The sequence below is a fragment of the Bacillus cereus group sp. BfR-BA-01331 genome (assembly GCF_022663915.1).
GTDB lineage: Bacteria > Bacillota > Bacilli > Bacillales > Bacillaceae_G > Bacillus_A > Bacillus_A mycoides.
In genome coordinates, this window is sequence record NZ_JAKUGJ010000017.1 from 42,168 (window position 1) to 64,371 (window position 22,204).

The window sequence follows — 22,204 nt, forward strand, 5'->3', positions numbered from 1 at the left end:
GGATAACATCGGATAGGCATTTGTCATATACATAGAGCAGAGCTATGTATAAGGGAGGAGCTTACCGATGTACCTTTATTTATCTCTTATTTTATTAGCTTTTACATTAAGCTTAGATAGCTGTAGTGTAGGGCTAACATACGGGTTAAGGAGCGTAAGAATTCCACTAAGATCAATTATAATTATCGGGATCTGTTCAGCAGCTGTAATGCTCGTTTCCATGGGAATTGGACATATGATCGCGAAAATATTTTCACCTGTTATCGCAACGCGTATCGGCGGATTTGTTCTTATTGGAATAGGTATATGGGTATTATATCAATTTTTTCGAAGTGATAAAAAAGAAGAACCGAAGCAAGAGGAGAAGGTTTGGAAACTAGAAATTGCTTCGCTAGGGTTAGTGATTCAAATTTTGCGGAAGCCGACTGTTGCGGATTTTGATAAATCAGGAACTATCTCTGCAGGAGAAGCGCTACTTCTCGGTATCGCTCTTTCTATAGATTCGTTTGGTGCTGGAATTGGTGCATCTTTATTAGGTTATGCACCCGCGATGATGGCGGCATTAGTCGCGGTTATGAGTTCTTTATTTTTATTTATTGGAATGAAGCTCGGTACGATTTTATCAAATATGAAATGGTTACAAAAATTTACATTCCTGCCTGGGGTATTACTCATTATTATTGGAATTTGGAAAATGTAAGTATGGGCGTGGAACATTAGTTTCGCGCCTTTAATATTGTGAGGAGGATTATTATGACAGTAGTAATTGGATTAACAGGAGGCATTGCAAGCGGAAAAAGTACGGTATCAGAAATGTTTCGTGAAATGAGTATACCGGTTATTGATGCAGATATTATTGCGCGAGAAGTTGTAGAACGAGGAAAACCGGCATATAACAAAATTGTAGAGGTGTTCGGAACGGAAGTGTTACAAAAAGATGGAGAGCTTGATCGACCAAAGCTTGGGAGTGTCGTTTTTTATAATGAAGAAAAACGATTGCAGTTAAACGAAATTGTTCATCCTGCAGTGCGTGAAGAAATGAATGCACAAAAGGAGATGTACATAAAAGAAGGAATGCAAGCGGTTGTGTTAGATATCCCTCTTTTGTTTGAAAGTAAATTAACAAATCTCGTTGATCGTGTTTTAGTTGTAGCAGTCACACCGAATACGCAATTGGAACGTTTAATGAAACGAAATAACTTTTCAGAAGAAGAAGCAACGGCTCGTATTCAATCTCAAATGCCATTAGAAGAAAAAGTAAAGAAGGCAGATGAGGTGATTTATAATGATGGCACAATTACTGGGACGAAAACACAATTAGCTTCTATTTTGAAAGAATGGAACATTATTGATTAAAAAATTGTGAAATTAATGAAAATGCTTAGTGACATATCTCCTTTTTGTGTTATACTATTATTGGGATTGGAGATAAATAGTATAACGCATTCAAGGGGGATAACATATTATGACTCGTGTGGCAATTAATGGATTTGGACGTATCGGGAGAATGGTATTTCGTCAAGCAATAAAAGAAAGCGCATTCAAAATTGTAGCAATCAATGCAAGCTATCCATCAGAAACGTTAGCGCATTTAATTAAATATGATACAGTTCATGGAAAGTTTGACGGAACAGTGGAAGCATTTGAAGATCACTTACTAGTTGATGGGAAAATGATTCGCCTTTTAAACAACCGCGATCCAAAGGAGTTGCCTTGGAAAGATCTAGGTGTTGAAGTTGTAATTGAAGCAACTGGTAAATTTAACTCGAAAGAAAAAGCAATTCTTCATGTTGAAGCTGGAGCGAAAAAAGTTATTTTAACAGCACCTGGTAAAAATGAAGATGTAACAATCGTAGTTGGTGTGAACGAAGACCAATTAGATATTACAAAACATACTGTTATTTCAAATGCATCTTGTACAACAAACTGTTTAGCGCCTGTTGTAAAGGTGTTAGATGAGCAGTTCGGAATTGAAAACGGTTTAATGACAACTGTTCACGCTTATACAAATGACCAAAAAAATATTGATAACCCACATAAAGATTTAAGAAGAGCGCGTGCTTGCGGACAGTCTATCATCCCAACAACGACGGGTGCTGCAAAAGCGCTAGCAAAAGTTCTTCCACACTTAAACGGAAAACTTCATGGTATGGCACTTCGTGTACCAACACCAAACGTGTCTCTTGTTGATTTAGTAGTAGACGTAAAACGTGATGTAACAGTTGAAGATATTAATGAAGCATTCAAAACTGTTGCAAACGGTGCGTTAAAAGGAATTGTAGAATTCAGCGAAGAGCCTTTAGTGTCTATCGACTTTAATACAAATACACACTCAGCTATTATTGATGGTTTATCTACAATAGTAATGGGTGATCGTAAAGTGAAAGTGCTTGCTTGGTATGATAACGAGTGGGGCTACTCTCGTCGTGTTGTAGATCTTGTAACGTTAGTTGTTGATGAATTAGCAAAACAAGAAAATGTGCAACATATTTAAGTGAAATAGAGAGAGGGCAAGTAAATATTTGCCCTCTTTTTTTATTTTTTTCTGAAAAGGGAAAAAATTATATGAATATATTTTCAAATAGTGGACATACCACGAAACGTTGGGATTACTGTATTCGTGAATCATTAATTTTTTTTAGGGAAAAGTAAAGAGGAAAATATGACAGAAAATCGAAAAAACTGTTGTTGCAAAATGAAAATAAACAAAGTATACTAACACTCGTAAACTTAAGAGCTGAGGTACGTAGTCACTACTTAAAGGGTTAGGACCTCTCTGGACTAACTTTCCCCCGTGGTAGTGGAGCAAGCCAAATTGCAAATTAGTTTTCAATTCGAACAGTTAGAATAAATTTACAAGGGGGAACTGTAGAATGGATACTATGGATACGATGGGTCGTCACGTGATTGCTGAACTTTGGGATTGCGATTTCGACAAGCTTAATGACATGCCGTATATTGAACAATTATTTGTGGATGCAGCACTAAGAGCTGGTGCTGAAGTACGTGAGGTTGCTTTTCATAAATTTGCACCACAAGGTGTAAGTGGAGTAGTAATTATCTCGGAATCACATTTAACAATTCATAGCTTTCCGGAGCACGGTTACGCAAGTATTGATGTTTATACTTGTGGGGATCGTATTGATCCAAATGTTGCTGCAGAATATATTGCAGAAGGTTTAAACGCGAAAACGCGTGAGAGCATCGAGCTTCCTCGAGGCACTGGTAGCTTCGAAATTAAGCAGAGAGAAACAAAAGCTCTTTAAAAAAGAACATAATTGATTTAAAATGTAAAGAGGTGTATAATGCACCTCTTTTTTAGTTTATATAAAATAGGATCATGATATGTAATAACTTAGAGTGGTCATTATAGAAGAATGAGTTATATAATATTGTATATATATTTTCACATGTAGGTGAGTAGCGAAAGAATAAAGATTATAGTGTAAAGGAGTGAATGAATTGCGTTGTCCATCCTGTTTTCATAATGGAACAAGAGTGTTAGATTCGCGTCCGGTAGACGAGGGGCGCTCTATTCGAAGAAGAAGAGAGTGTGAAAGTTGTTTAAGTCGCTTTACGACCTTTGAAAGAGTAGAAGAATCACCTCTTATCGTTGTTAAAAAAGAAGGAACACGAGAAGAGTTTAATAAAGAGAAAATTTTACGCGGTTTAATTAAAGCGTGTGAAAAAAGACCTGTATCTTTAAGGCAGTTAGAGGAAGTAACACAAAGTGTGGAGCGTGAACTTCGTAACTTAGGTATATCAGAAGTGAAAAGTGATATGATTGGTGAAATTGTTATGGAAGAACTTCGTGATATTGATGATGTTGCTTACGTACGTTTTGCTTCTGTGTATCGTCAATTTAAAGATTTAAATGTATTTATTGAAGAATTAAAAGATATACTGCAAAAAGAGAGAGAGTAGAAGAAATCTCTTTATATACTGTAAGTAAACGAGATAAGAGAGCTAGAAGCGGAAGCTAATAGCTCTTTTTCGCTAATAAATTATATAATAAAGATAGAACGAGTGAAATGTAGGTTAGATTGGATGAGAGAAAGGAAAAGCAAGAATGGAAAAACAGTCATGGATGGAGCTATTGCCGATTGATCGTTATAAAGTAAGTGCGAAAGGGTTGTTACATAATTACGACCGGAAAGTATTAACGATGTTGTATCAGCCGTTAATAGGTAGTAGAGCTTTTAGCTTATACATGACACTATGGGGAGAGTTAGAGCAAGATCGTGTGTTTGGAAAAGAGAATACACATCACTCCCTTATGGTGACTATGCAAATGCAACTTCCTGAAATATATGGGGAACGAGTAAAGTTAGAAGCGATTGGTCTTTTAAATGTATATATTAAGAAAGAAAAAGATATTCGAATGTTTATATATGAATTGCAACCACCTTTATCTCCGAAGCAGTTTTTTGATGATATTGTTTTAAGTATCTTTTTATATAATCGCTTGAGTCGGACAAAATACAACCAAGTAAAGCAATATTTCTTAGAAGAAGAATTCGATTTTGGTTCTTATGAAAATGTTACGCGCTCCTTCAACGATATATTTGATTCGTTTAACCCAGGTCAGTTTGAATATGCGCAAGAAGAACTGCGTATCCCGAAAACGACAATTATGCCAAGTAACGAGAATGGGGATGCTCCGAAAGTTTGGAACGACTTCTTTGATTTCTCTTTATTTGTAGACGGACTATCAGCGCTTGTTCCTAAAAAGGCGATTACAGATCAAGTGAGAGAATGTGTTATTACACTCGCTTATGTGTACGGTGTGGATGTGTTATCGATGCAAAATATCGTTCTTGGCGCAGTGACAGAAGTGCAAACAATTGATATCGAAAGGCTTCGGAAGGGAGCACGCGATTGGTATCAATTCGAAAATGGTCAAGCGTTACCTGTATTAAGTGAAAGAGTGCAACCTCATGCTGCTCGTACAATGAAAGAGAAAGAGCCATCTACGCAAGAAGAGATGCTAATGAAGCAGTTAGAGGAAATCTCGCCAAAACAACTATTGAAAGAGATTTCAGGCGGTGCAGAGGCGACGAAAGCGGACTTGCAAATCGTTGAGGATGTAATGATAAATCAAAAGTTAACGCCAGGGGTTGTGAATGTACTTATTTATTACGTTATGCTACGCTCAGATATGAAGCTTGCTAAAACGTATGTCGAGAAGATTGCTGGACATTGGGCGCGAAAAAAGGTCGGTACAGTAGGCGAGGCGATGGCGCTAGCAAAAGAAGAGAATCGTCAATATCAAGAGTGGGCTGAGACGAAGAAAAAAGGTCGTACAGCGAAGAAAACAGTGCGAAAAGAAATGGTACCAGATTGGCTTAAGGAAGAGTCGAAAGAAGAAGAGAAAGAACCTGTAAAAAATGACGTAAGTGCGAAAAAAGATGCAAGTACGTTAGAAGATGAACGGAAACGATTAGAAGAAGTATTGAAAAAATATAAGCGTGATTAATAAAAGAAAATGAACGCTCTTTGAGGTGAGAAAATGGAGCATATTCAAAATTCATTTACGAAATTAATGGAAAATAAAAACTTTAAAAATAGATATGAAGTCTTAAAGGCAGAAGTGATGGCGCACCCTCGTGTGAAAGAATTTATAGACGAACATAAAGGTGAAGTAACGACTTCTATGATTGAACGAAGTCTTGTGAAGTTATATGAATATATTGGACAAAGTGTAGGGTGTGCGGATTGTCCAGATTTAGGGTCATGTAAAAATATGCTACAAGGATATGAGCCGAAGCTCGTCATTCAAGGTAAGATGATTGATATTCAATACGATCGTTGTATTAGAAAAGTAGCATATGATGAGAGAAAAAAATATGAAAAACTCGTTCAAAGTGTATATATGCCAGTTGACATTTTGCAGGCAACTATGGAAAATTTAGACCCTTCAGATTTAGATGCACGTATTGATGCAATAGGTGCAACGAATGAATTTTTAAACACATACGAACCAGGTAAAAAAGCACAAGGTTTATATTTGTACGGTAAATTTGGTGTGGGGAAAACGTATCTTTTAGGGGCAATTGCAAATGAGCTTGCGCGAAAGAAAATTAGTTCGATGCTCGTATACTTCCCTGAATTTTTACGTGAAATCAAAAGTTCGATTCAAGATAATTCGATTAGCGGAAAGATTGATGCTGTCAAACGTGTACAAGTATTAATGTTAGATGATATCGGGGCAGAAGCGATGTCAAGTTTTGTACGTGATGATGTACTCGGTGCAATCTTGCAATTCCGTATGTTGGAAAACTTACCGACGTTCTTTACATCTAATTTTGATTTCAAACAGTTGGAACATCATTTAACGTATACACAGCGCGGTGAAGCAGAAGAGATGAAAGCGGCCCGTATTATGGAACGAATTAAATATTTAGCGAAGCCAATCCCAATTGGCGGGAAAAATCGTCGTAATAAGTAAAGAGCGAGCTGAGAAGCTTGCTCTTTTTTATCCCGCTATTGGCGGGCAGTAAGACTCCCACCTCAAAATTCGGCTGTAAAGCAAAGAAGTTAGGTGGGAGCCCTGCTGCCCGTAAAAGCCCGATTGGTGCGGGCTAATAATCAGTGGAGGATGGACAAAACCTCCACTGATTAAAGCTTCACTTTATTTTAATCATTTTTTCAGAGTAGCTTGTATCATTTTTTTCTCCCTCCCTTAATATATATAAAATTAGCAAGCCATATCGAGTGGATGTTCTAACGATGGGAGATAGGTTTCTACTAAGAGTGAACTTCCATAGATCGGACTCTTATAGGATTTGTAACGTATAGATGCAATCCTTTAGAGCGGGGATAAAAGGGGGGACAAAAGTGATTGAAATTTGCTTCGAAGAAAAAAATGATGCTGTGTACGTATACAGACAACTAACGAAAAGAACAGAATCCTTATATAAGGAAACAAGTGTATATTTAAACGAACAAAAGGTTGTTATTCATATACCATTATGTGAATCAAATTATATTGAAAAGATTTTATTGCCAGTATTACTATATTTCATTATGAATGTGAAACAAAATGAATGGATTCATACCATTTTAAAGGAAAAGTTTTTTTATGAAGAACAAGAAGAGTGTCATCAAATATTGCATATGGCACATGAGATTTTAAAGGAAAGAAGAAAAGGAGTAGCTAGTGATTTAACACATCAAAAATTTGAATCTTATATTGCGTCGTCTTTGAATGAATGGCTTTGTGATCCGCTCTCATTCTCGTTTTCATCATACGTTCGTTTTCGTCTTCGTACATATAGGGAAATGGTAACTAAGCTTGCTGAAGTTGCAATTGATGAGTATAAGATGGAGCAGGAATACCAAATATTTATTGAGACACTTCGCCAACAAGTAAGTAGCCGGAAATCACGTTTGTCCTGTGTACATCTTATTTTTGATGAAAGTTTTATTTTCTATGATGATAAAGGTAGGCGTTTAAAACAGGAGAAATTGGTTCAATATATAGATGAAGAATTATTAAAGAAACAGGATGTATATATCGATACGAAAGTAATTGCACCACTTCTTTCTATTTCGCCGAAAAAGATTTATTTATATACGAAAGAACAAGATCATAACATGATTGTTACTTTGCGAAATGTATTTCAAGAACGGGTCCAATTACATGGTTTGCATGAGTTTGAGCGCAATGTGAAAAATTTAAAAAATAAAGGTAACGCCCTTGATTTTCTAAGTTTTTGAGCATATAATTACCTACATAAATGAAATATATTGAAATGTCATGATGAGGACATGAGTAGTTATCTACGATTTTCAGAGAGGGAAGCCTTAGGGTGCGAGCTTCCTAGTACGGGATTATTACTTACCACCTCTAAACTTTAGCAGTGAACGTTTTTCTAGTAATTGCTAACGGACAACACCGTTATGTTGAACTTGAGCAATTAACAATAAGGTTAATTGGAACAAGGGTGGAACCACGAATTCAACACTCGTCCCTTTTTATGGGATGAGTGTTTTTTATTTTGAAAAAAAAAGAGGAGTGACCAGTGATGGCAGATGTAGTTAAAATTACTTTCCCTGATGGAGCTGTGAAGGAGTTTCCAAAAGGAGTAACAACTGAAGAAATCGCAGCTTCTATTAGCCCAGGCTTAAAGAAAAAAGCTGTGGCTGGAAAATTAAACGATGAGATGATCGATCTTGTTACACCAATCGAAGAAGATGGTGCAGTTTCTATTATTACATTAGATTCTGAAGATGGCTTATATATTTTACGCCACTCAACAGCTCACCTTTTAGCACAAGCGTTAAAACGTTTATATAAAGATGTTAAGCTTGAGCTTGGCATTGGTCCAGTAATCGAAAATGGCTTCTACTACGATATTGATATGGAAGAAGCAATTACAGTTGAAGACTTCAAGAAAATCGAAAAAGAAATGCAAAAAATCGTGAACGAAAACTTAGAAATCGTTCGTCATGAAGTACCACGTGCAGAAGCACTTCGTCGCTTTGAAGAAATCGGCGATGAGTTAAAATTAGATTTAATTAACGATCTTCCAGAAGATGCAGTTATTTCAATCTATGAGCAAGGCGAATTCTTCGACCTTTGCCGTGGTGTTCACCTTCCATCTACAGGGAAGATTAAAGTGTTTAAATTATTAAGTGTTGCTGGTGCTTACTGGCGCGGCGATAGCAATAATAAAATGTTACAACGTATTTACGGTACTGGATTCGTTAAGAAAGCAGAATTAGATGAGCACTTACGTATGCTTGAAGAAGCGAAAGAGCGCGATCACCGTAAATTAGGTAAAGAGTTAAAACTATTTACTAATAGCCAAAAAGTAGGACAAGGTTTACCACTTTGGTTACCAAAAGGTGCAACAATTCGCCGTATTATCGAGCGTTACATCGTTGATAAAGAAGCAAGCTTAGGCTATGATCACGTATACACTCCAGTATTAGGAAGTAGAGAACTTTATGAAACTTCTGGTCACTGGAACCATTACCGTGATGGCATGTTCCCATCAATGGAAATGGATAATGAAGAGTTAGTTCTTCGTCCAATGAACTGCCCTCACCATATGATGGTTTATAAAAACGATATTCACAGCTACCGTGAATTACCAATCCGTATTGCGGAACTTGGAACAATGCACCGCTATGAAATGTCTGGAGCATTATCTGGATTACAACGTGTACGCGGAATGACTTTAAATGATGCGCACATTTTCGTTCGTCCAGATCAAATTAAAGAAGAATTAAAACGTGTTGTAAACTTAACGTTAGAAGTGTACAAAGATTTCGGTTTAGAAAACTATTCATTCCGTCTATCTTATCGTGACCCAGCAGATACTAAAAAGTATTATGCTGATGATGAGATGTGGGAAAAAGCACAAGGTATGTTAAAAGAAGCTATGGATGAAATGGGTCTTGATTACTATGAAGCTGAAGGTGAAGCGGCATTCTATGGTCCGAAACTTGACGTTCAAGTTCGTACTGCTCTTGGAAAAGACGAAACACTTTCAACTGTACAATTAGACTTCTTACTTCCAGAACGCTTTGAATTAACTTACGTTGGTGAAGACGGTAAACAACATCGTCCAGTTGTAATTCACCGTGGTGTTGTATCAACTATGGAACGTTTCGTAGCCTTCTTAATTGAAGAATACAAAGGCGCATTCCCAACTTGGTTAGCTCCAGTTCAGGCGCAAGTAATTCCAGTTTCTCCGCAAGTACATTTAGACTATGCGAAGAAAGTACAAGATGAATTACGACGTGCTGGTATCCGTGTTGAATTAGACACTCGTGAAGAGAAAATTGGTTACAAAATCCGTGAAGCACAAATGCAAAAGATTCCGTACATGCTTGTAGTAGGTGACAATGAAGTTACTGAAAATGGCGTTAACGTACGTAAATATGGTGAACAAAAATCAGAAACAATCGCATTAGATGCGTTTGTTGACATGATTAAGGTAGAAGGAAAACGATAAGAAAGAGCCGCGGTATACCGCGGCTTTTTTATGTATAATAAAAAAGAAAATCTAGAAAAAATAACCAAACAATACTTATCATAAAAAAGTATTGCAAGTATGCTGGTTGTTTGTTACAATATTTCTTGTTGTTAGTAAAACACATCGCGTCTTCTTGACAGACGTCATGTCCTATGATAAACTCATCAAGGATAATAGAATATGGTTTTGACAAGTAGAAGCACCCGCTTCTCACCTGATGGACGCATTCGCAGTTAGCAGGTAAATGTATTTCTTACTAGAGATATTACAAGTGTGGGTGCCGTGTGCCCGCACTTTTTTTGTTCGGGTTCTACAATTGCAAAACGTATTCTAAGAAAACCTTGGAGGTGGCTTACTATTAGCAAGGATATGATGATTAACGAGCAAATTCGTGCACGTGAAGTACGCTTAGTTGGCGCAAACGGCGATCAACTTGGAATCAAGTCTCGTAATGACGCTTTAGACTTAGCTGCAGGTCTTAATCTTGATTTAGTATTGGTTGCTCCAAATGCGAAACCACCAGTATGCCGCATTATGGACTACGGTAAATTCCGCTTTGAGCAACAGAAGAAAGAAAAAGAACAGCGCAAAAATCAAAAAGTAATTAGCATGAAAGAAGTTCGTTTAAGTCCAACAATTGATGAACATGACTTTAACACAAAACTTCGTAATGCTGTCAAGTTTTTAGAGAAAGGCGACAAGGTTAAAGCGTCAATTCGCTTTAAAGGACGTGCCATTACTCATAAAGAAATCGGTCAACGTGTTTTAGATCGCTTCTCAGAAGCTTGTGCTGAAGTTAGTACAATTGAATCTAAGCCTAAAATGGAAGGACGTAGTATGTTCTTAGTTTTAGCACCGAAAAACGATAAGTAATAGATAGAGGAGGAAATACCTATGCCTAAACAAAAAACTCATCGCGGCGCTGCAAAGCGTTTCAAAAAGACTGGATCTGGTAAACTGAAGCGTTCTCACGCTTACACAAGCCATTTATTCGCTAACAAATCTACAAAAGCTAAACGTAAACTACGTAAAGCTGGTGTAGTTAGCGCTGGTGACTTCAAACGCATTCGTCAAATGCTTGACAACTTAAAATAAGTTCGGCTGATATATAGAACAAACTAGGAGGTAATATTATGCCAAGAGTAAAAGGTGGTACAGTTACTCGTCAACGTCGTAAAAAAGTTATAAAATTAGCAAAAGGTTACTACGGTTCTAAGAGTACATTATTTAAGGTTGCTAACCAACAGGTTATGAAATCTCTAATGTATGCATTCCGTGACCGTCGTCAAAAGAAACGTGACTTCCGTAAATTATGGATTACACGTATCAACGCAGCAGCTCGTATGAATGGTCTTTCTTACAGCCGCTTAATGCACGGTTTAAAAAATGCTGGCATCGAAGTTAACCGCAAGATGCTTGCTGACTTAGCTGTTCATGACGAAAAAGCTTTCGCTGAATTAGCAACAGTTGCAAAAAACAACATTAACTAATTGTTTAAAACCTTAGAAGATTTTCTTCTAAGGTTTTTTTATTTGCATTTATTGTAAAATCCTCCACTTATTATCGTTATTTCTTGCTCAAGTATATTAAGATGTGCTTGTAAGAACTTTTGTAACGATAACGAGGAGGCTTTTACATGAAAGTAGGAAAGATTAACGGATGTGTCGTTATCGATATGACAAAATCAATATAAAAGCTATAGCGATATAAAAGAATATATATATAAAGTCAGGAGAATCCTCCTGACTTTTTTTATCCCTCTATTTGGGGGCAGTAAAACTCCCACCTCAAAATTCAGCTGGAGCAAAGAAGTTAGGTGGGAGCCGGGCTGCCCGTAAAAGCCCGATTGGTGAAGGCTAATAATAAGTGGGGATGAACAAAACCCCCCCACTTATTAAAGTTTCACTTTATTTGAACTCATTCGTGAGAAGTGCATCTTTCCTAGCAGAAACGACACTGCTATAATGGAAAGATGATATGGAACTTTCATCAAGTGAACAATCTATGAGTGATGATTGAAACGTATTTGCAAATTAAGGACAAGCTATCTTTATAAAGATGTAGGTAGCTGACTTGTTAATAAGAAACGAAAAATAATAATGAACTTTGAGATGAAACAACATTGTTGCAGAAAATGCGATGTTGGAGGAGGACAATAGAATGGACTTACTACAACTATTTAAATTACAAAAAGAATTAGATGACCGTATTGTGAAAGAACATGACTTACAACCGAAGAAATTGTTAAAAGAAAAAATGTTAGCTCTTCTTGTAGAAATTGGAGAACTTGCAAATGAAACACGTTGTTTTAAATATTGGAGCAATAAACCAGCTTCAGAACGTGAAGTAATATTAGAAGAATACGTAGATGGTTTGCATTTTATTTTATCAATCGGAATCGATTTAGGAATTGATAAAAACTTCTTATTCTATAAATGTGCGCAAACGAATAAAACACAAGTGGAAATTTTCTTAGACACATATGCGAAAGTAATTCGTTTTACAGATCAACCTTCTATTACGAACTATATTGAACTATTTACAAGCTATCTTCGCCTTGGACAAGCGCTTGAATTTGAACAAGATGAAATTGAAAAAGCATATTTAGATAAAAATGAAGTAAATCATCAGCGTCAAACACAAGGATACTAATTTAATTTTTGAATATTTCAATTTCCTTTTGTATAATAAAGTGACTGAAGAAAAAGGAGGGTGTTGGCAATGATAAAATTAGACGAGACATTGACAATGCTAAAAGAATTAACAGACGCACGCGGTATTGCGGGTAACGAGCGCGAACCACGTGAAGTAATGAAGAAATATATTGAGCCGTTTGCAGATGAACTTTCTACTGACAATTTAGGAAGTTTAGTTGCGAAAAAAGTTGGGGAAGAAAACGGCCCGAAAATTATGGTTGCAGGTCATTTAGATGAAGTCGGCTTTATGATTACGCAAATTGATGACAAAGGCTTCCTTCGTTTCCAAACGGTGGGTGGCTGGTGGTCGCAAGTTATGCTTGCACAGCGCGTAACGATTGTAACGCGTAAAGGAGATGTAACAGGTGTAATTGGTTCAAAACCACCGCACATTTTACCTCCAGAAGCTCGTAAAAAGCCAGTTGAAATTAAAGACATGTTCATCGATATTGGTGCTTCTAGCCAAGAAGAAGCGATGGAGTGGGGCATACGACCAGGGGATCAAGTTGTACCGTACTTCGAATTCCAAGTGATGAAGAATGAAAAGATGTTACTTGCAAAAGCATGGGATAACCGAATTGGTTGTGCAATTGCAATTGACGTATTAAAACAATTAAAAGATGAAAAGCATCCAAACGTTGTATACGGCGTTGGTACTGTACAAGAAGAAGTTGGTCTTCGTGGTGCGAAAACATCTGCAAACTATATTAAGCCCGATATCGCATTCGCTGTAGATGTTGGTATTGCTGGGGATACACCAGGTGTAACGGCAAAAGAAGCGCAAAGTAAAATGGGCGATGGACCGCAGATCATTTTATATGATGCTTCTGTTATTGGTCATACAGGTTTACGTGATTTCGTAGTTGATGTTGCTGATGAATTACAAATTCCATACCAATATGACTCTGTAGCGGGCGGGGGAACGGATGCAGGAGCAATTCACATTTCTGTAAACGGTATTCCGTCTATGGCAATTACGATTGCGACACGCTACATTCATTCTCATGCAGCGATGTTACATCGTGATGATTATGAAAACGCAGTGAAGTTAATTGTGGAAGTTATTAAACGTCTTGATAAAGAGGCTGTACATAACATTACATTTAATTAATAGAAAAAAGCGAAGGATAATTTCCTTCGCTTTTTCCATTTTTAAAACGGTCGTTCTAATCCTGCTGCAGTATGGGCTCCTAAAATAATTAAGCGAGTTAATTGCATTGCCATGAAATGCGGGGTATAAATCATGCCTCTTTTTAACCATGACATAATCATTCCGATATGAGCCCCTGTAACATAACTAATAAGAATGTCACGAGGAACCATGAGTTCTTCATCATCAGGTTGTGAAATAGATAAGCTTAATGTTAAATGTGTTTGGACTGTTTTCATCATTTTATAAGAGTAGTTTCCAGCGGCTTTATCACCAAGCATAACGTTATAGAAGTTCACATTTTCTGCTATATGTTCAAACAAAGCTAAAAAGGTTGGATGCGGTGAATCAAAAGTGAGCTGAAAATCTTCTTTATTTCGATTTTGTGGTTTAATGACTTCAGCTAATTTTTCTAACATTTCTTCTATGCTTTTGTCTAATAAATCATATTTATCATGGTAATGGCTATAAAATGTAGCGCGATTTACAGGAGCACGTTCCGCGATATGTTGCACAGTTACATTTTCGAAGCCCTTTTCGCCTACTAAAGCGACAAAAGCATCCTGTATGAGTTGTCTCGTTCGTTTTACACGTGGATCATTTGTATTTTTAATAGACATTTTTACTTCACCTCGTTTAATTTTTTGAATTTAAACAACACATGTATAGTGTAATGTTGTTTAAACAACATATAAGTTTAAATTGTTGGTTGTAGATTCGGGATAATTATTTATAATTATAAACGATAGTCCTTTAGAAATCAGCACCGCTAGGATGCAGACAAAACATAGTTTGCATCGTAAAAGGTGTGCTTTTTTTGTTTAAAGGTTAATATAATTAACAATTAAACAATATAAACACTAAGGGTGTAAATAGTTTAGAAAAAAATTATATGCGATATAAGGAGAGGAATGCAATGAATCAGTTTCGAAGAATGGTAATTATCAACATTATCACATTAATTGTATTAGTTGGCGGCGGTATTGGCGGTTATTACTATTACAATCAATCGGAAAACTATTTAAAAACAGAAAATGCAAAGATTGATGGGAAAGTAATCCCAATTGCATCACCAGTAGCAGGTAAATTAACAGACTGGAAAGCTGAAGTAGGAAAAAACTACAATGAGAACGATAAATTAGGTGCGGTTACTGTAGCAGGAGCAAATGGTGAGCAAACAGTAGATGTAACAATTCCACAAAATGCAACAGTTGTACAATCAAACGCAACAACTAATGCGTTCGTTGGAGCAGGAAGCCCAATTGCTTACGCATTTGATATGAACAATTTATGGGTAACAGCAAATATTGAAGAAACAAATATTGATGATGTTCAAAAAGGCCAAACAGTAGATGTGTATGTAGATGCATACCCAGATACAACGTTAACAGGAAAAGTAGAACAAGTTGGATTAACAACGGCGAATACATTCTCGATGTTACCATCAAGTAACTCAACAGCGAACTATACGAAAGTAAAGCAAGTTGTACCAGTTAAAATTTCTTTAGATCATAGTAAATCAGTAAATATTGTTCCTGGAATGAATGTGTCAGTTCGTATTCATAAGTAAGGGGGAGATGAGATGTCCTCAATTGCAATTGTAGGATATGCACTATTTTGTATAATCGTCTTCTTCCTTATAAATCGTCTTTTACGAAAGAAAAAAACGAATGTGGGAGAAGAACAAGTCCCAGCCGTAAGTAAGATAGAAGTAAGTCAAGCAGAAACAGTAGAGAAAGAACTTGAACAAAAACAAGAAACAGAAGCTTCTAACGTAGTGGAATTAGAAACAGGGAAGCAAGAGCAAGTAAAACAGGAAAAAGAAATGCTGAAGAGACAATTGCCGGTAGAGAATGTGAATGTAAAGGCAGTTGTAGCTGTATTAATTCTCGGTATGTTCGTTTCTATTTTAAACCAAACGATCATTAATGTTGCACTGCCTCCATTAATGAATGAATTTAACGTATCAACTTCAACAGCACAATGGTTAATTACAGGCTTCATGCTTGTAAACGGAATTTTAGTACCAATCAGTGCATTTTTAGTTTCACGATTTACGTATCGTAAATTATTCATAGCAGCAATGTTATTCTTCACTGTAGGATCTATCATTTGTGCTACATCAGGAAACTTCACAATGATGATGACGGGCCGCGTTATTCAAGCGGTTGGTGCAGGTATTTTAATGCCAGTTGGTATGAATATCTTCATGACATTATTCCCGCCTAATAAACGCGGAGCAGCTATGGGACTACTTGGGGTAGCGATGATTTTAGCACCAGCTATCGGACCAACTGTAACAGGGTGGGTAATTGAAAACTATAGCTGGAACTTAATGTTCTATGGGATGTTTGTTATCGGTTTAATTATTACGTTCTTATCTTTAAAATTCTTTACACTAGCTCAGCCAGTGTCTAAAACAAAGTTAGATGTATTCGGTGTTATTAGTTCAAGTATTGGACTAGGTAGCTTACTGTACGGATTTAGTGAAGCTGGAAATAATGGCTGGACTAGTGCAGAAGTTGTTATAACACTTATCATCGGTGTCATTGGTTTAGCTGTATTTATTTGGAGAGAGTTAACAACAGACAATAAAATGCTCGATTTACAAGTATTTAAATATCCGACGTTCACTTTCACATTAGTAATTAACGCGATTGTAACGATGGCCTTATTCGGAGGTATGTTATTACTTCCAGTATACTTGCAAAACATTCGCGGTTTTACACCGATGGAATCTGGTTTATTATTACTTCCAGGATCATTAATTATGGGGATCATGGGACCAGTTGCAGGTAAACTATTTGATAAGTATGGTATTCGTCCGTTAGCAATTGTCGGATTAGCCATTACAACATTTGCGACATATAAATTTACAACGTTATCGATGGATACACCGTATAGCGTTATTATGACGGATTATATTATACGCTCAATTGGTATGTCATTCATTATGATGCCAATTATGACAGCTGGTATGAATGCACTGCCGATGAAATTAATTTCTCACGGTACAGCAACGCAAAATACGTCAAGACAAGTAGCTGGTTCAATTGGAACAGCGATATTAATCACGCTTATGACGCAACAAACTACTGCTCACGTAGCGGATTACGGCAATATGTTAACAACGTCAAACCCGATTTTAGTTGATAAAGTACACGGTATGGGCCAAAGCTTAGCGGCATTAGCCGGATCAGCTCAAGCAGGAGATGCGATGAGTACACAACTATTATTCGGACAAATTTCAAAGCTATCTGCAATTAACGGTATTAACGATGCCTTCTTAATTGCAACTATACTCGCAGGTATTGCTTGGGTGTTATCGTTCTTCTTACCATCAGGCAATAAACCAAATAGAAAAGCAGGGAATTAATTTCCCTGCTTTTTTGTCTTTTTAAAGAGTGAGATATAAAAAATGATAACCAGCTACGGAGCACAGCCCTGTTATAAACAAAATTGTCCCCATAGCACGAATGCTGGATATTTGTCTTCCACTTATAATAGCTAATAGCCCAGCTAAAGAGAAGAAACACCAATATAAAGTTCCTGAAATTGGAAGCATCCCCTCTGAATCTATTCCAAAACCTATACAAATGATAGGAACAACGATAAGCGATATGCTAATTAAACCAGCTATAACGATAAATGATTTTCGATATTTCATTCCGGCAGCAATTAAAAAAATGCCAACGATGAATTCGCATAACATCAAAGTAAGAGCCAAAACCATCCAAGTTAATATTCAAAACACTTCTGTATTACCTCCGATAAAATACTATATATAGAATGAATCCCCTACAGACATAAGTACCCAGAAAATAACCCCTAATATGCCAGCGATAAAAATAATGAATCCCATATTACGTATACTTTTAATCTTTGCCTGTAATCCATTTAATCCTGCCAATAATCCAGTTAAAGAAAACAGTATCCAATATAAAGTAGTTGAAATAGGGAGGATCGTATCGCTATTCACCCCCATGCCCCAAAAAACAAAAGGTAGTGTGACAAAAGATAGGCTAAGTAGCCCCATTAAACCCACAAATAATTTAAGATGTTTAATGCTAGTAATAATAAAAAAATACCACCGAAAAATCCGCATAAAACAAGAAGTGGCATATAAAAAATCCAAAGTAAGCTCGACATAAATACTCTTCTTCTATGGTGATGAGTTATATTTTACTACATGAGGTTTATTTTGGATGTTATTAATAAATATGTATAAATTGATAGAAATGAGAAGTGATGATACGAATTAATAAAAGAGGTATCGCGATGACACCTCTTTCTAACTCAAGAATGCCAACATATTATTCATAATATGAAATAAAATAGCTGGAATAATGGAATTTGTTTTTTTACATAAAATAGCCATTAATAATCCCATGAAGAAAGTAATTACCATTACTCCAAGTGAGTATGTATGAGCGATACCGAAGAAGAAGCTTGTTAAAATGGCTGCAATCCAAAATGGAAAGCGCTCTGAGAAGAAGCGAAGTATAAAGCCACGGAAAATAAGTTCTTCAAAAATTGGTGTGAGTATAGCGAAGCCGAGAAGTAATAATATTTGATACTGCTTAAAAACGTCTAAGTTTAGTGCGGAAGATTGCTGCTTTGTTGCGTCTTGGAACACATAATTTAACAAGATGTAATTGAGTATAATGTTTATAGCGAAGAAAAGGAGTAAGTATACGTATGTACGCCATTCTTTAAGTACTTTAAAGTTAAAAGATTTTAGTAGTAATTTTTTTGCGGGTTCGAATTTAAAAATGAAGAATAACAACACGGCTAGTTGTAATACGATACTTGCAGTATTTGCAATAGATTCATACAGGGCAATTTGTTTTTTATCTGTAAGACCGGCTGTATAAATTGTTAAGGGCATTGCGAGGAACACAGTAATAAGTCCGGTTCCGAAAAAAGCGAATAAAACGGAGCTAATAAATTGTCCCCATGACATAGAGTATTTCTGCTCATTAGAAAGTTGTGTAACGGGTTGCATTTGTAAAATCACCTCTTTATATTTGTATATTTAATTATAAAGTATTTTGCTTTTGAGTGTAACATTTAAATATTACATACAAAGGTGTATTTTTCGCAAAATAATAAAAGAGGTATCACCCTATAGTGATGCCTCTTTCTCATTGATAACTATGTTCTGCCTTGTCATTCAATTTCTTTTGCTCTATTTGTAATTCACGCTCTACCAATCGGTCTAATTGCTGAATAGCTTTAAGTGCTTTTTCGTAAGAAATCGTTCTATAATGGTGCGCTCCACCCGGTTCTTCATCTGCTTCGTCTGCCCATTTAATAATGTTTTGAAGAGATGTTCTTTCAATTTCTTGCTGTACTAAGAAAGAATCTGTATGAAGAAGAATCGCAATAGAAATTTCTTTTGCTAGTTTAGGATGTTCTCCTAATCTAATAAGCAATTTATGAGATCTTTCTGCTCCTTTAATCGCATGTATATCATTCTTTTTATACAAGTCATAGTCCCATTCGCCGCCTGTGTACCACGTATGATGTCCGATATCATGAAGGAAGCCAGCCTTTGTCGCAGCATCGACTGAGGCGTGATGCTTTTTGGCTAAGTGAAACGCATGGTAAGCGACAGCAATCGCGTGGACCATTCCAGAACGGTTTACATATTTTTGCGTAATGTGATGTTTAAAAATTTGTTCAAGCGTAATACGGTGCATAAAACATTCACTCCTTTTATCCAATGATGTATATGAAGAAAATCGATCGGTTTAAATGTATTTTGAACATTATACTCCATCAATCAGCGTTAGTAAAGTAGAAATGTTTAGGAGAAGAAAAATTTTATAGACATAAAACGTCACCTTAGTTTTTTTTCTAAGGTGACGTTTTATTGTTTATTTTTTTAATCCCTGCTCCAGTGTTCCTAACATTTCGTGTTTTTCATTTTCATCAGCATTTTTCCAAATGACTTCGAATAAAACGCCAAGACCTGGAAGCATTTTTTCTTCACCGCTTTGAATTGCATCGACAATCGTTTCTTGTAATTGATCTTGTGAATTTCCAGATACATTCGCTAATACCGCGCCGCGTAAATTAAAACTCATTATCTTCACCTCTTCTTCAGAATTGAAACTGACGTTAGTTTTTGTTCTTTTTTATGTAAATATGTATGAAAAATAGGCTATAATGATAAGACAAGAAGAGAGGGAAATACATATTATGAAAAACATTGATTCAGTACAAAACCCGCGTGTGAAGCAGTGGAAAAAGCTGCAGACGAAAAAAGAGCGCGATAACAAAGCTTTATTTTTTGTAGAAGGATTCCATTTAGTAGAGGAAGCGTTAAAGGCAGGAGTTGTAACAGAACTTATCGTTTCAGATCAGACAGATCTTCCGAAAGATTGGACAGTTAATGATGTTGAAATGTATATTGTGCCTGAAGCAATTGTAAAAGTACTTCGCGAAACAGAAACAACGCAAGGTGTATTTGCTGTTTGTGAGAAACATGAAAAAGAAGTAGCTCTTACTGATGGGAAATTTCTTTTATTAGACGGCCTTCAAGACCCAGGTAATTTGGGAACGATTATTCGTACAGCGGATGCAGCGGGTATTCATGCCGTTGTGCTTGGAGAAGGGTGCGTTGATGTTTATAATAGTAAAGTACTACGATCTACACAAGGTTCTATTTTCCACTTACCGGTTGTGAAAGGGAACTTAGAAGAATGGGTAGACAAGTTAAAAGAAAATAACGTCCCTGTATATGGAACAGCTCTTGAAAATGGAGTTCCATTTGGTGAAGTAACCCCGGCTGGAAGTTTTGCATTAATTGTAGGGAATGAAGGAAGCGGCGTACGCCAAGAAATTCTTGCGAAAAGTGATCAAAACTTGTATATTCCGATTTACGGCGGGGCAGAATCATTAAATGTTGCGGTTGCAGCAGGGATTTTAACGTATTATTTACAAAGCCCAGTTGCGAATCGATAAAAAACTTCTTATAATAAGTTGAAGTGCATGTTCATAAAAAAGTGGTGAAATGAGTATCGAACTTTTTTGAACATATAATAAAAGTATATTAATGAAAAACGTTGATAGAGAAGAGTAGCTTACAAAATCGCCATATAGGGAGAGAGTGCCGTAGACTGAAAGCATTCTTATGGTAGATGAAAGTGAATTCACCTCTGGAGTTGGCGCCAGGACCATTTATATGTAAAGGCGTTCCGGTCAGAATTGATCGTTATAACTAATGAGTGGGCAGACTTGTTCTGTCAATTTAGGGTGGTACCGCGAATTTACCTCGTCCCTTTTTGGGAGCGGGGTTTTTTTATTTTTAAAATTAGGAGGGTTCCAAATGGAAGCACGTTTAAAAGAGCTAAAGCAAAAAGCGTTAGAGCTTATTGAAGAAGCGAAAGAGCTAAAGGGCTTAAACGACGTACGCGTAGCGTATTTAGGGAAAAAGGGTCCAATTACAGAAGTATTACGCGGCATGGGAAAATTATCAGCAGAAGAGCGTCCACGTATGGGAGCATTAGTAAATGAAGTACGTGAAGCGATTCAAACGCGTCTAGAAGACAAAATTGGTAACTTAGAAAAAGCAGTAATTGAGGCGAAATTAGCTACTGAAACAATTGATGTTACACTGCCAGGTCGTCCTGTTGAAACAGGTTGTCACCATCCGTTAACAGCAGTTGTTGAACAAATTGAAGATGTATTCATCGGTATGGGTTATGAAGTAGCTGAAGGAACAGAAGTAGAAAAAGACTACTACAACTTCGAAGCATTAAACTTACCGAAAGATCACCCAGCGCGTGATATGCAAGATACATTCTACATTACAGAAGAAACGTTACTACGTACACATACATCTTCTGTGCAAGCACGTACGATGGAAAAGAATAAAGAAAAAGGACCGATTAAAATTATTTGTCCTGGTAAAGTGTATCGCCGCGATGACGATGATGCAACGCATTCACACCAATTCATGCAAATTGAAGGTCTTGTAATTGATAAAAACATTCGCATGAGTGACTTAAAAGGTACACTGCAAGTATTCGTGAAAAAGATGTTCGGTGAAGATCGTGAAATCCGTCTTCGTCCAAGTTTCTTCCCATTCACAGAGCCATCTGTAGAGATGGATATTTCTTGTATGATGTGTCACGGTAAAGGTTGTGGCACTTGTAAAGGGACTGGCTGGATCGAAATTTTAGGAGCAGGTATGGTTCACCCGAACGTACTTGAAATGGCTGGTTATGATTCAACAGAATATCAAGGTTTCGCATTCGGTATGGGCGCAGAGCGTATCGCAATGTTGAAATACGGCGTAGATGACATTCGTCATTTCTATACAAATGATGTACGTTTCTTACAACAATTCAAACGAGCGTAAGGGA

23 protein-coding genes, 1 pseudogene and 3 other annotated features are annotated in these 22,204 nt (G+C 36.6%); of the genes and pseudogenes, 18 read left to right on the forward strand and 6 right to left on the reverse strand.

Annotated features, from left to right (window positions below):
• The first annotated feature begins 67 nt into the window (after positions 1 to 67).
• From ytaF to MR155_RS23115, 14 genes are all read left to right on the forward strand, one after another.
• Positions 68 to 700, forward strand: a complete 633-nt coding sequence (gene ytaF, locus MR155_RS23050; protein WP_002190849.1) for a sporulation membrane protein YtaF — start codon at positions 68 to 70, stop codon at positions 698 to 700.
• Between the two features lie 53 nt (positions 701 to 753).
• Positions 754 to 1,356: a dephospho-CoA kinase gene (coaE, locus tag MR155_RS23055; RefSeq protein ID WP_002088924.1), complete on the forward strand. Its 603-nt coding sequence runs from the start codon at positions 754 to 756 to the stop codon at positions 1,354 to 1,356.
• Positions 1,357 to 1,465: 109 nt separating this feature from the next.
• Positions 1,466 to 2,494, forward strand: a complete 1,029-nt coding sequence (locus MR155_RS23060) for a glyceraldehyde-3-phosphate dehydrogenase (RefSeq protein ID WP_002088923.1) — start codon at positions 1,466 to 1,468, stop codon at positions 2,492 to 2,494.
• 388 nt (positions 2,495 to 2,882) lie between these two features.
• A complete protein-coding gene (gene speD, locus MR155_RS23065) occupies positions 2,883 to 3,266 on the forward strand; it encodes an adenosylmethionine decarboxylase (RefSeq protein WP_002003660.1) in 384 nt (127 codons plus the stop codon).
• Between the two features lie 196 nt (positions 3,267 to 3,462).
• Entirely contained in the window at positions 3,463 to 3,924 is a 462-nt protein-coding gene (gene nrdR, locus MR155_RS23070; protein ID WP_001203686.1) for a transcriptional regulator NrdR, read from the forward strand.
• Between the two features lie 145 nt (positions 3,925 to 4,069).
• Positions 4,070 to 5,476 carry a replication initiation and membrane attachment family protein gene (locus MR155_RS23075; RefSeq protein WP_113935711.1) on the forward strand — a complete coding sequence of 469 codons (1,407 nt, stop codon included), beginning with the start codon at positions 4,070 to 4,072 and terminating at the stop codon, positions 5,474 to 5,476.
• Positions 5,477 to 5,509: 33 nt separating this feature from the next.
• Positions 5,510 to 6,448: a primosomal protein DnaI gene (gene dnaI, locus MR155_RS23080; RefSeq protein ID WP_002015473.1), complete on the forward strand. Its 939-nt coding sequence runs from the start codon at positions 5,510 to 5,512 to the stop codon at positions 6,446 to 6,448.
• Between the two features lie 389 nt (positions 6,449 to 6,837).
• Complete coding sequence (ytxC, locus tag MR155_RS23085) at positions 6,838 to 7,719, forward strand: putative sporulation protein YtxC (protein ID WP_113935710.1); 882 nt, start codon at positions 6,838 to 6,840, stop codon at positions 7,717 to 7,719.
• 31 nt (positions 7,720 to 7,750) lie between these two features.
• Positions 7,751 to 7,978 (forward strand) — a binding site (T-box leader).
• 49 nt (positions 7,979 to 8,027) lie between these two features.
• Positions 8,028 to 9,965: a threonine--tRNA ligase gene (gene thrS, locus MR155_RS23090; RefSeq protein ID WP_002034275.1), complete on the forward strand. Its 1,938-nt coding sequence runs from the start codon at positions 8,028 to 8,030 to the stop codon at positions 9,963 to 9,965.
• Between the two features lie 206 nt (positions 9,966 to 10,171).
• Positions 10,172 to 10,292 (forward strand) — a sequence feature (ribosomal protein L20 leader region).
• Positions 10,293 to 10,355: 63 nt separating this feature from the next.
• A complete protein-coding gene (gene infC, locus MR155_RS23095) occupies positions 10,356 to 10,859 on the forward strand; it encodes a translation initiation factor IF-3 (protein ID WP_002015470.1) in 504 nt (167 codons plus the stop codon).
• A gap of 21 nt (positions 10,860 to 10,880) precedes the next feature.
• A complete protein-coding gene (rpmI, locus tag MR155_RS23100; protein WP_001125945.1) occupies positions 10,881 to 11,081 on the forward strand; it encodes a 50S ribosomal protein L35 in 201 nt (66 codons plus the stop codon).
• Between the two features lie 38 nt (positions 11,082 to 11,119).
• Positions 11,120 to 11,476: a 50S ribosomal protein L20 gene (gene rplT, locus MR155_RS23105; protein ID WP_001138364.1), complete on the forward strand. Its 357-nt coding sequence runs from the start codon at positions 11,120 to 11,122 to the stop codon at positions 11,474 to 11,476.
• 670 nt (positions 11,477 to 12,146) lie between these two features.
• A complete protein-coding gene (locus MR155_RS23110) occupies positions 12,147 to 12,638 on the forward strand; it encodes a dUTP diphosphatase (protein ID WP_002015469.1) in 492 nt (163 codons plus the stop codon).
• A gap of 69 nt (positions 12,639 to 12,707) precedes the next feature.
• On the forward strand, positions 12,708 to 13,793 hold the full coding sequence (locus MR155_RS23115; RefSeq protein ID WP_002088917.1) for a M42 family metallopeptidase: 1,086 nt from the start codon (positions 12,708 to 12,710) through the stop codon (positions 13,791 to 13,793).
• Between the two features lie 41 nt (positions 13,794 to 13,834).
• On the opposite strand, the gene MR155_RS23120 is transcribed toward MR155_RS23115, so the two are convergent.
• A complete protein-coding gene (locus MR155_RS23120; protein WP_016092410.1) occupies positions 13,835 to 14,452 on the reverse strand; it encodes a TetR/AcrR family transcriptional regulator in 618 nt (205 codons plus the stop codon).
• Positions 14,453 to 14,748: 296 nt separating this feature from the next.
• Between MR155_RS23120 and MR155_RS23125 the strand changes: the two genes are divergently transcribed.
• Both MR155_RS23125 and MR155_RS23130 read left to right on the forward strand, forming a co-directional pair.
• Complete coding sequence (locus MR155_RS23125; RefSeq protein WP_002088916.1) at positions 14,749 to 15,402, forward strand: HlyD family secretion protein; 654 nt, start codon at positions 14,749 to 14,751, stop codon at positions 15,400 to 15,402.
• A 12-nt stretch (positions 15,403 to 15,414) separates the two neighbouring features.
• The gene (locus MR155_RS23130) at positions 15,415 to 17,208 is read left to right on the forward strand and encodes a DHA2 family efflux MFS transporter permease subunit (protein ID WP_002088915.1); all 1,794 of its coding nucleotides are present in this window, start codon (positions 15,415 to 15,417) and stop codon (positions 17,206 to 17,208) included.
• Positions 17,209 to 17,229: 21 nt separating this feature from the next.
• Here MR155_RS23130 and MR155_RS23135 read toward each other — a convergent pair whose 3' ends face one another.
• The 5 genes and pseudogenes from MR155_RS23135 to sspI form a co-directional block, all read right to left on the reverse strand.
• The gene (locus tag MR155_RS23135) at positions 17,230 to 17,544 is read right to left on the reverse strand and encodes an ammonia permease (protein ID WP_396027181.1); all 315 of its coding nucleotides are present in this window, start codon (positions 17,542 to 17,544) and stop codon (positions 17,230 to 17,232) included.
• Positions 17,545 to 17,610: 66 nt separating this feature from the next.
• Positions 17,611 to 17,981: pseudogene (locus MR155_RS23140) on the reverse strand (DNA-binding protein).
• A 142-nt stretch (positions 17,982 to 18,123) separates the two neighbouring features.
• Entirely contained in the window at positions 18,124 to 18,837 is a 714-nt protein-coding gene (locus MR155_RS23145) for a CPBP family intramembrane glutamic endopeptidase (RefSeq protein ID WP_242311168.1), read from the reverse strand.
• Between the two features lie 139 nt (positions 18,838 to 18,976).
• A complete protein-coding gene (locus tag MR155_RS23150) occupies positions 18,977 to 19,534 on the reverse strand; it encodes an HD domain-containing protein (protein ID WP_002129339.1) in 558 nt (185 codons plus the stop codon).
• Between the two features lie 177 nt (positions 19,535 to 19,711).
• Positions 19,712 to 19,921: a small acid-soluble spore protein SspI gene (gene sspI, locus MR155_RS23155; RefSeq protein ID WP_000009511.1), complete on the reverse strand. Its 210-nt coding sequence runs from the start codon at positions 19,919 to 19,921 to the stop codon at positions 19,712 to 19,714.
• Positions 19,922 to 20,003: 82 nt separating this feature from the next.
• On the opposite strand from sspI, the gene MR155_RS23160 reads away from it, so the two are divergent.
• Complete coding sequence (locus tag MR155_RS23160; protein ID WP_002015458.1) at positions 20,004 to 20,801, forward strand: TrmH family RNA methyltransferase; 798 nt, start codon at positions 20,004 to 20,006, stop codon at positions 20,799 to 20,801.
• A 92-nt stretch (positions 20,802 to 20,893) separates the two neighbouring features.
• Positions 20,894 to 21,122, forward strand: a binding site (T-box leader).
• 43 nt (positions 21,123 to 21,165) lie between these two features.
• A complete protein-coding gene (gene pheS / locus MR155_RS23165) occupies positions 21,166 to 22,200 on the forward strand; it encodes a phenylalanine--tRNA ligase subunit alpha (protein ID WP_016106312.1) in 1,035 nt (344 codons plus the stop codon).
• Positions 22,201 to 22,204: the final 4 nt, after the last annotated feature.

Coding starts and splice junctions, on each gene's coding strand:
- ytaF (WP_002190849.1), top strand. CDS start 68: ATGTACCTTTATTTATCTCTTATTTTATTAGCTTTTACATTAAGCTTA.
- coaE (WP_002088924.1), top strand. CDS start 754: ATGACAGTAGTAATTGGATTAACAGGAGGCATTGCAAGCGGAAAAAGT.
- MR155_RS23060 (WP_002088923.1), top strand. CDS start 1,466: ATGACTCGTGTGGCAATTAATGGATTTGGACGTATCGGGAGAATGGTA.
- speD (WP_002003660.1), top strand. CDS start 2,883: ATGGATACGATGGGTCGTCACGTGATTGCTGAACTTTGGGATTGCGAT.
- MR155_RS23075 (WP_113935711.1), top strand. CDS start 4,070: ATGGAAAAACAGTCATGGATGGAGCTATTGCCGATTGATCGTTATAAA.
- dnaI (WP_002015473.1), top strand. CDS start 5,510: ATGGAGCATATTCAAAATTCATTTACGAAATTAATGGAAAATAAAAAC.
- thrS (WP_002034275.1), top strand. CDS start 8,028: ATGGCAGATGTAGTTAAAATTACTTTCCCTGATGGAGCTGTGAAGGAG.
- infC (WP_002015470.1), top strand. CDS start 10,356: ATGATGATTAACGAGCAAATTCGTGCACGTGAAGTACGCTTAGTTGGC.
- rpmI (WP_001125945.1), top strand. CDS start 10,881: ATGCCTAAACAAAAAACTCATCGCGGCGCTGCAAAGCGTTTCAAAAAG.
- rplT (WP_001138364.1), top strand. CDS start 11,120: ATGCCAAGAGTAAAAGGTGGTACAGTTACTCGTCAACGTCGTAAAAAA.
- MR155_RS23110 (WP_002015469.1), top strand. CDS start 12,147: ATGGACTTACTACAACTATTTAAATTACAAAAAGAATTAGATGACCGT.
- MR155_RS23115 (WP_002088917.1), top strand. CDS start 12,708: ATGATAAAATTAGACGAGACATTGACAATGCTAAAAGAATTAACAGAC.
- MR155_RS23120 (WP_016092410.1), bottom strand. CDS start 14,452: ATGTCTATTAAAAATACAAATGATCCACGTGTAAAACGAACGAGACAA.
- MR155_RS23125 (WP_002088916.1), top strand. CDS start 14,749: ATGAATCAGTTTCGAAGAATGGTAATTATCAACATTATCACATTAATT.
- MR155_RS23130 (WP_002088915.1), top strand. CDS start 15,415: ATGTCCTCAATTGCAATTGTAGGATATGCACTATTTTGTATAATCGTC.
- MR155_RS23135 (WP_396027181.1), bottom strand. CDS start 17,544: ATGTTATGCGAATTCATCGTTGGCATTTTTTTAATTGCTGCCGGAATG.
- MR155_RS23145 (WP_242311168.1), bottom strand. CDS start 18,837: ATGCAACCCGTTACACAACTTTCTAATGAGCAGAAATACTCTATGTCA.
- MR155_RS23150 (WP_002129339.1), bottom strand. CDS start 19,534: ATGCACCGTATTACGCTTGAACAAATTTTTAAACATCACATTACGCAA.
- sspI (WP_000009511.1), bottom strand. CDS start 19,921: ATGAGTTTTAATTTACGCGGCGCGGTATTAGCGAATGTATCTGGAAAT.
- MR155_RS23160 (WP_002015458.1), top strand. CDS start 20,004: ATGATAAGACAAGAAGAGAGGGAAATACATATTATGAAAAACATTGAT.
- pheS (WP_016106312.1), top strand. CDS start 21,166: ATGGAAGCACGTTTAAAAGAGCTAAAGCAAAAAGCGTTAGAGCTTATT.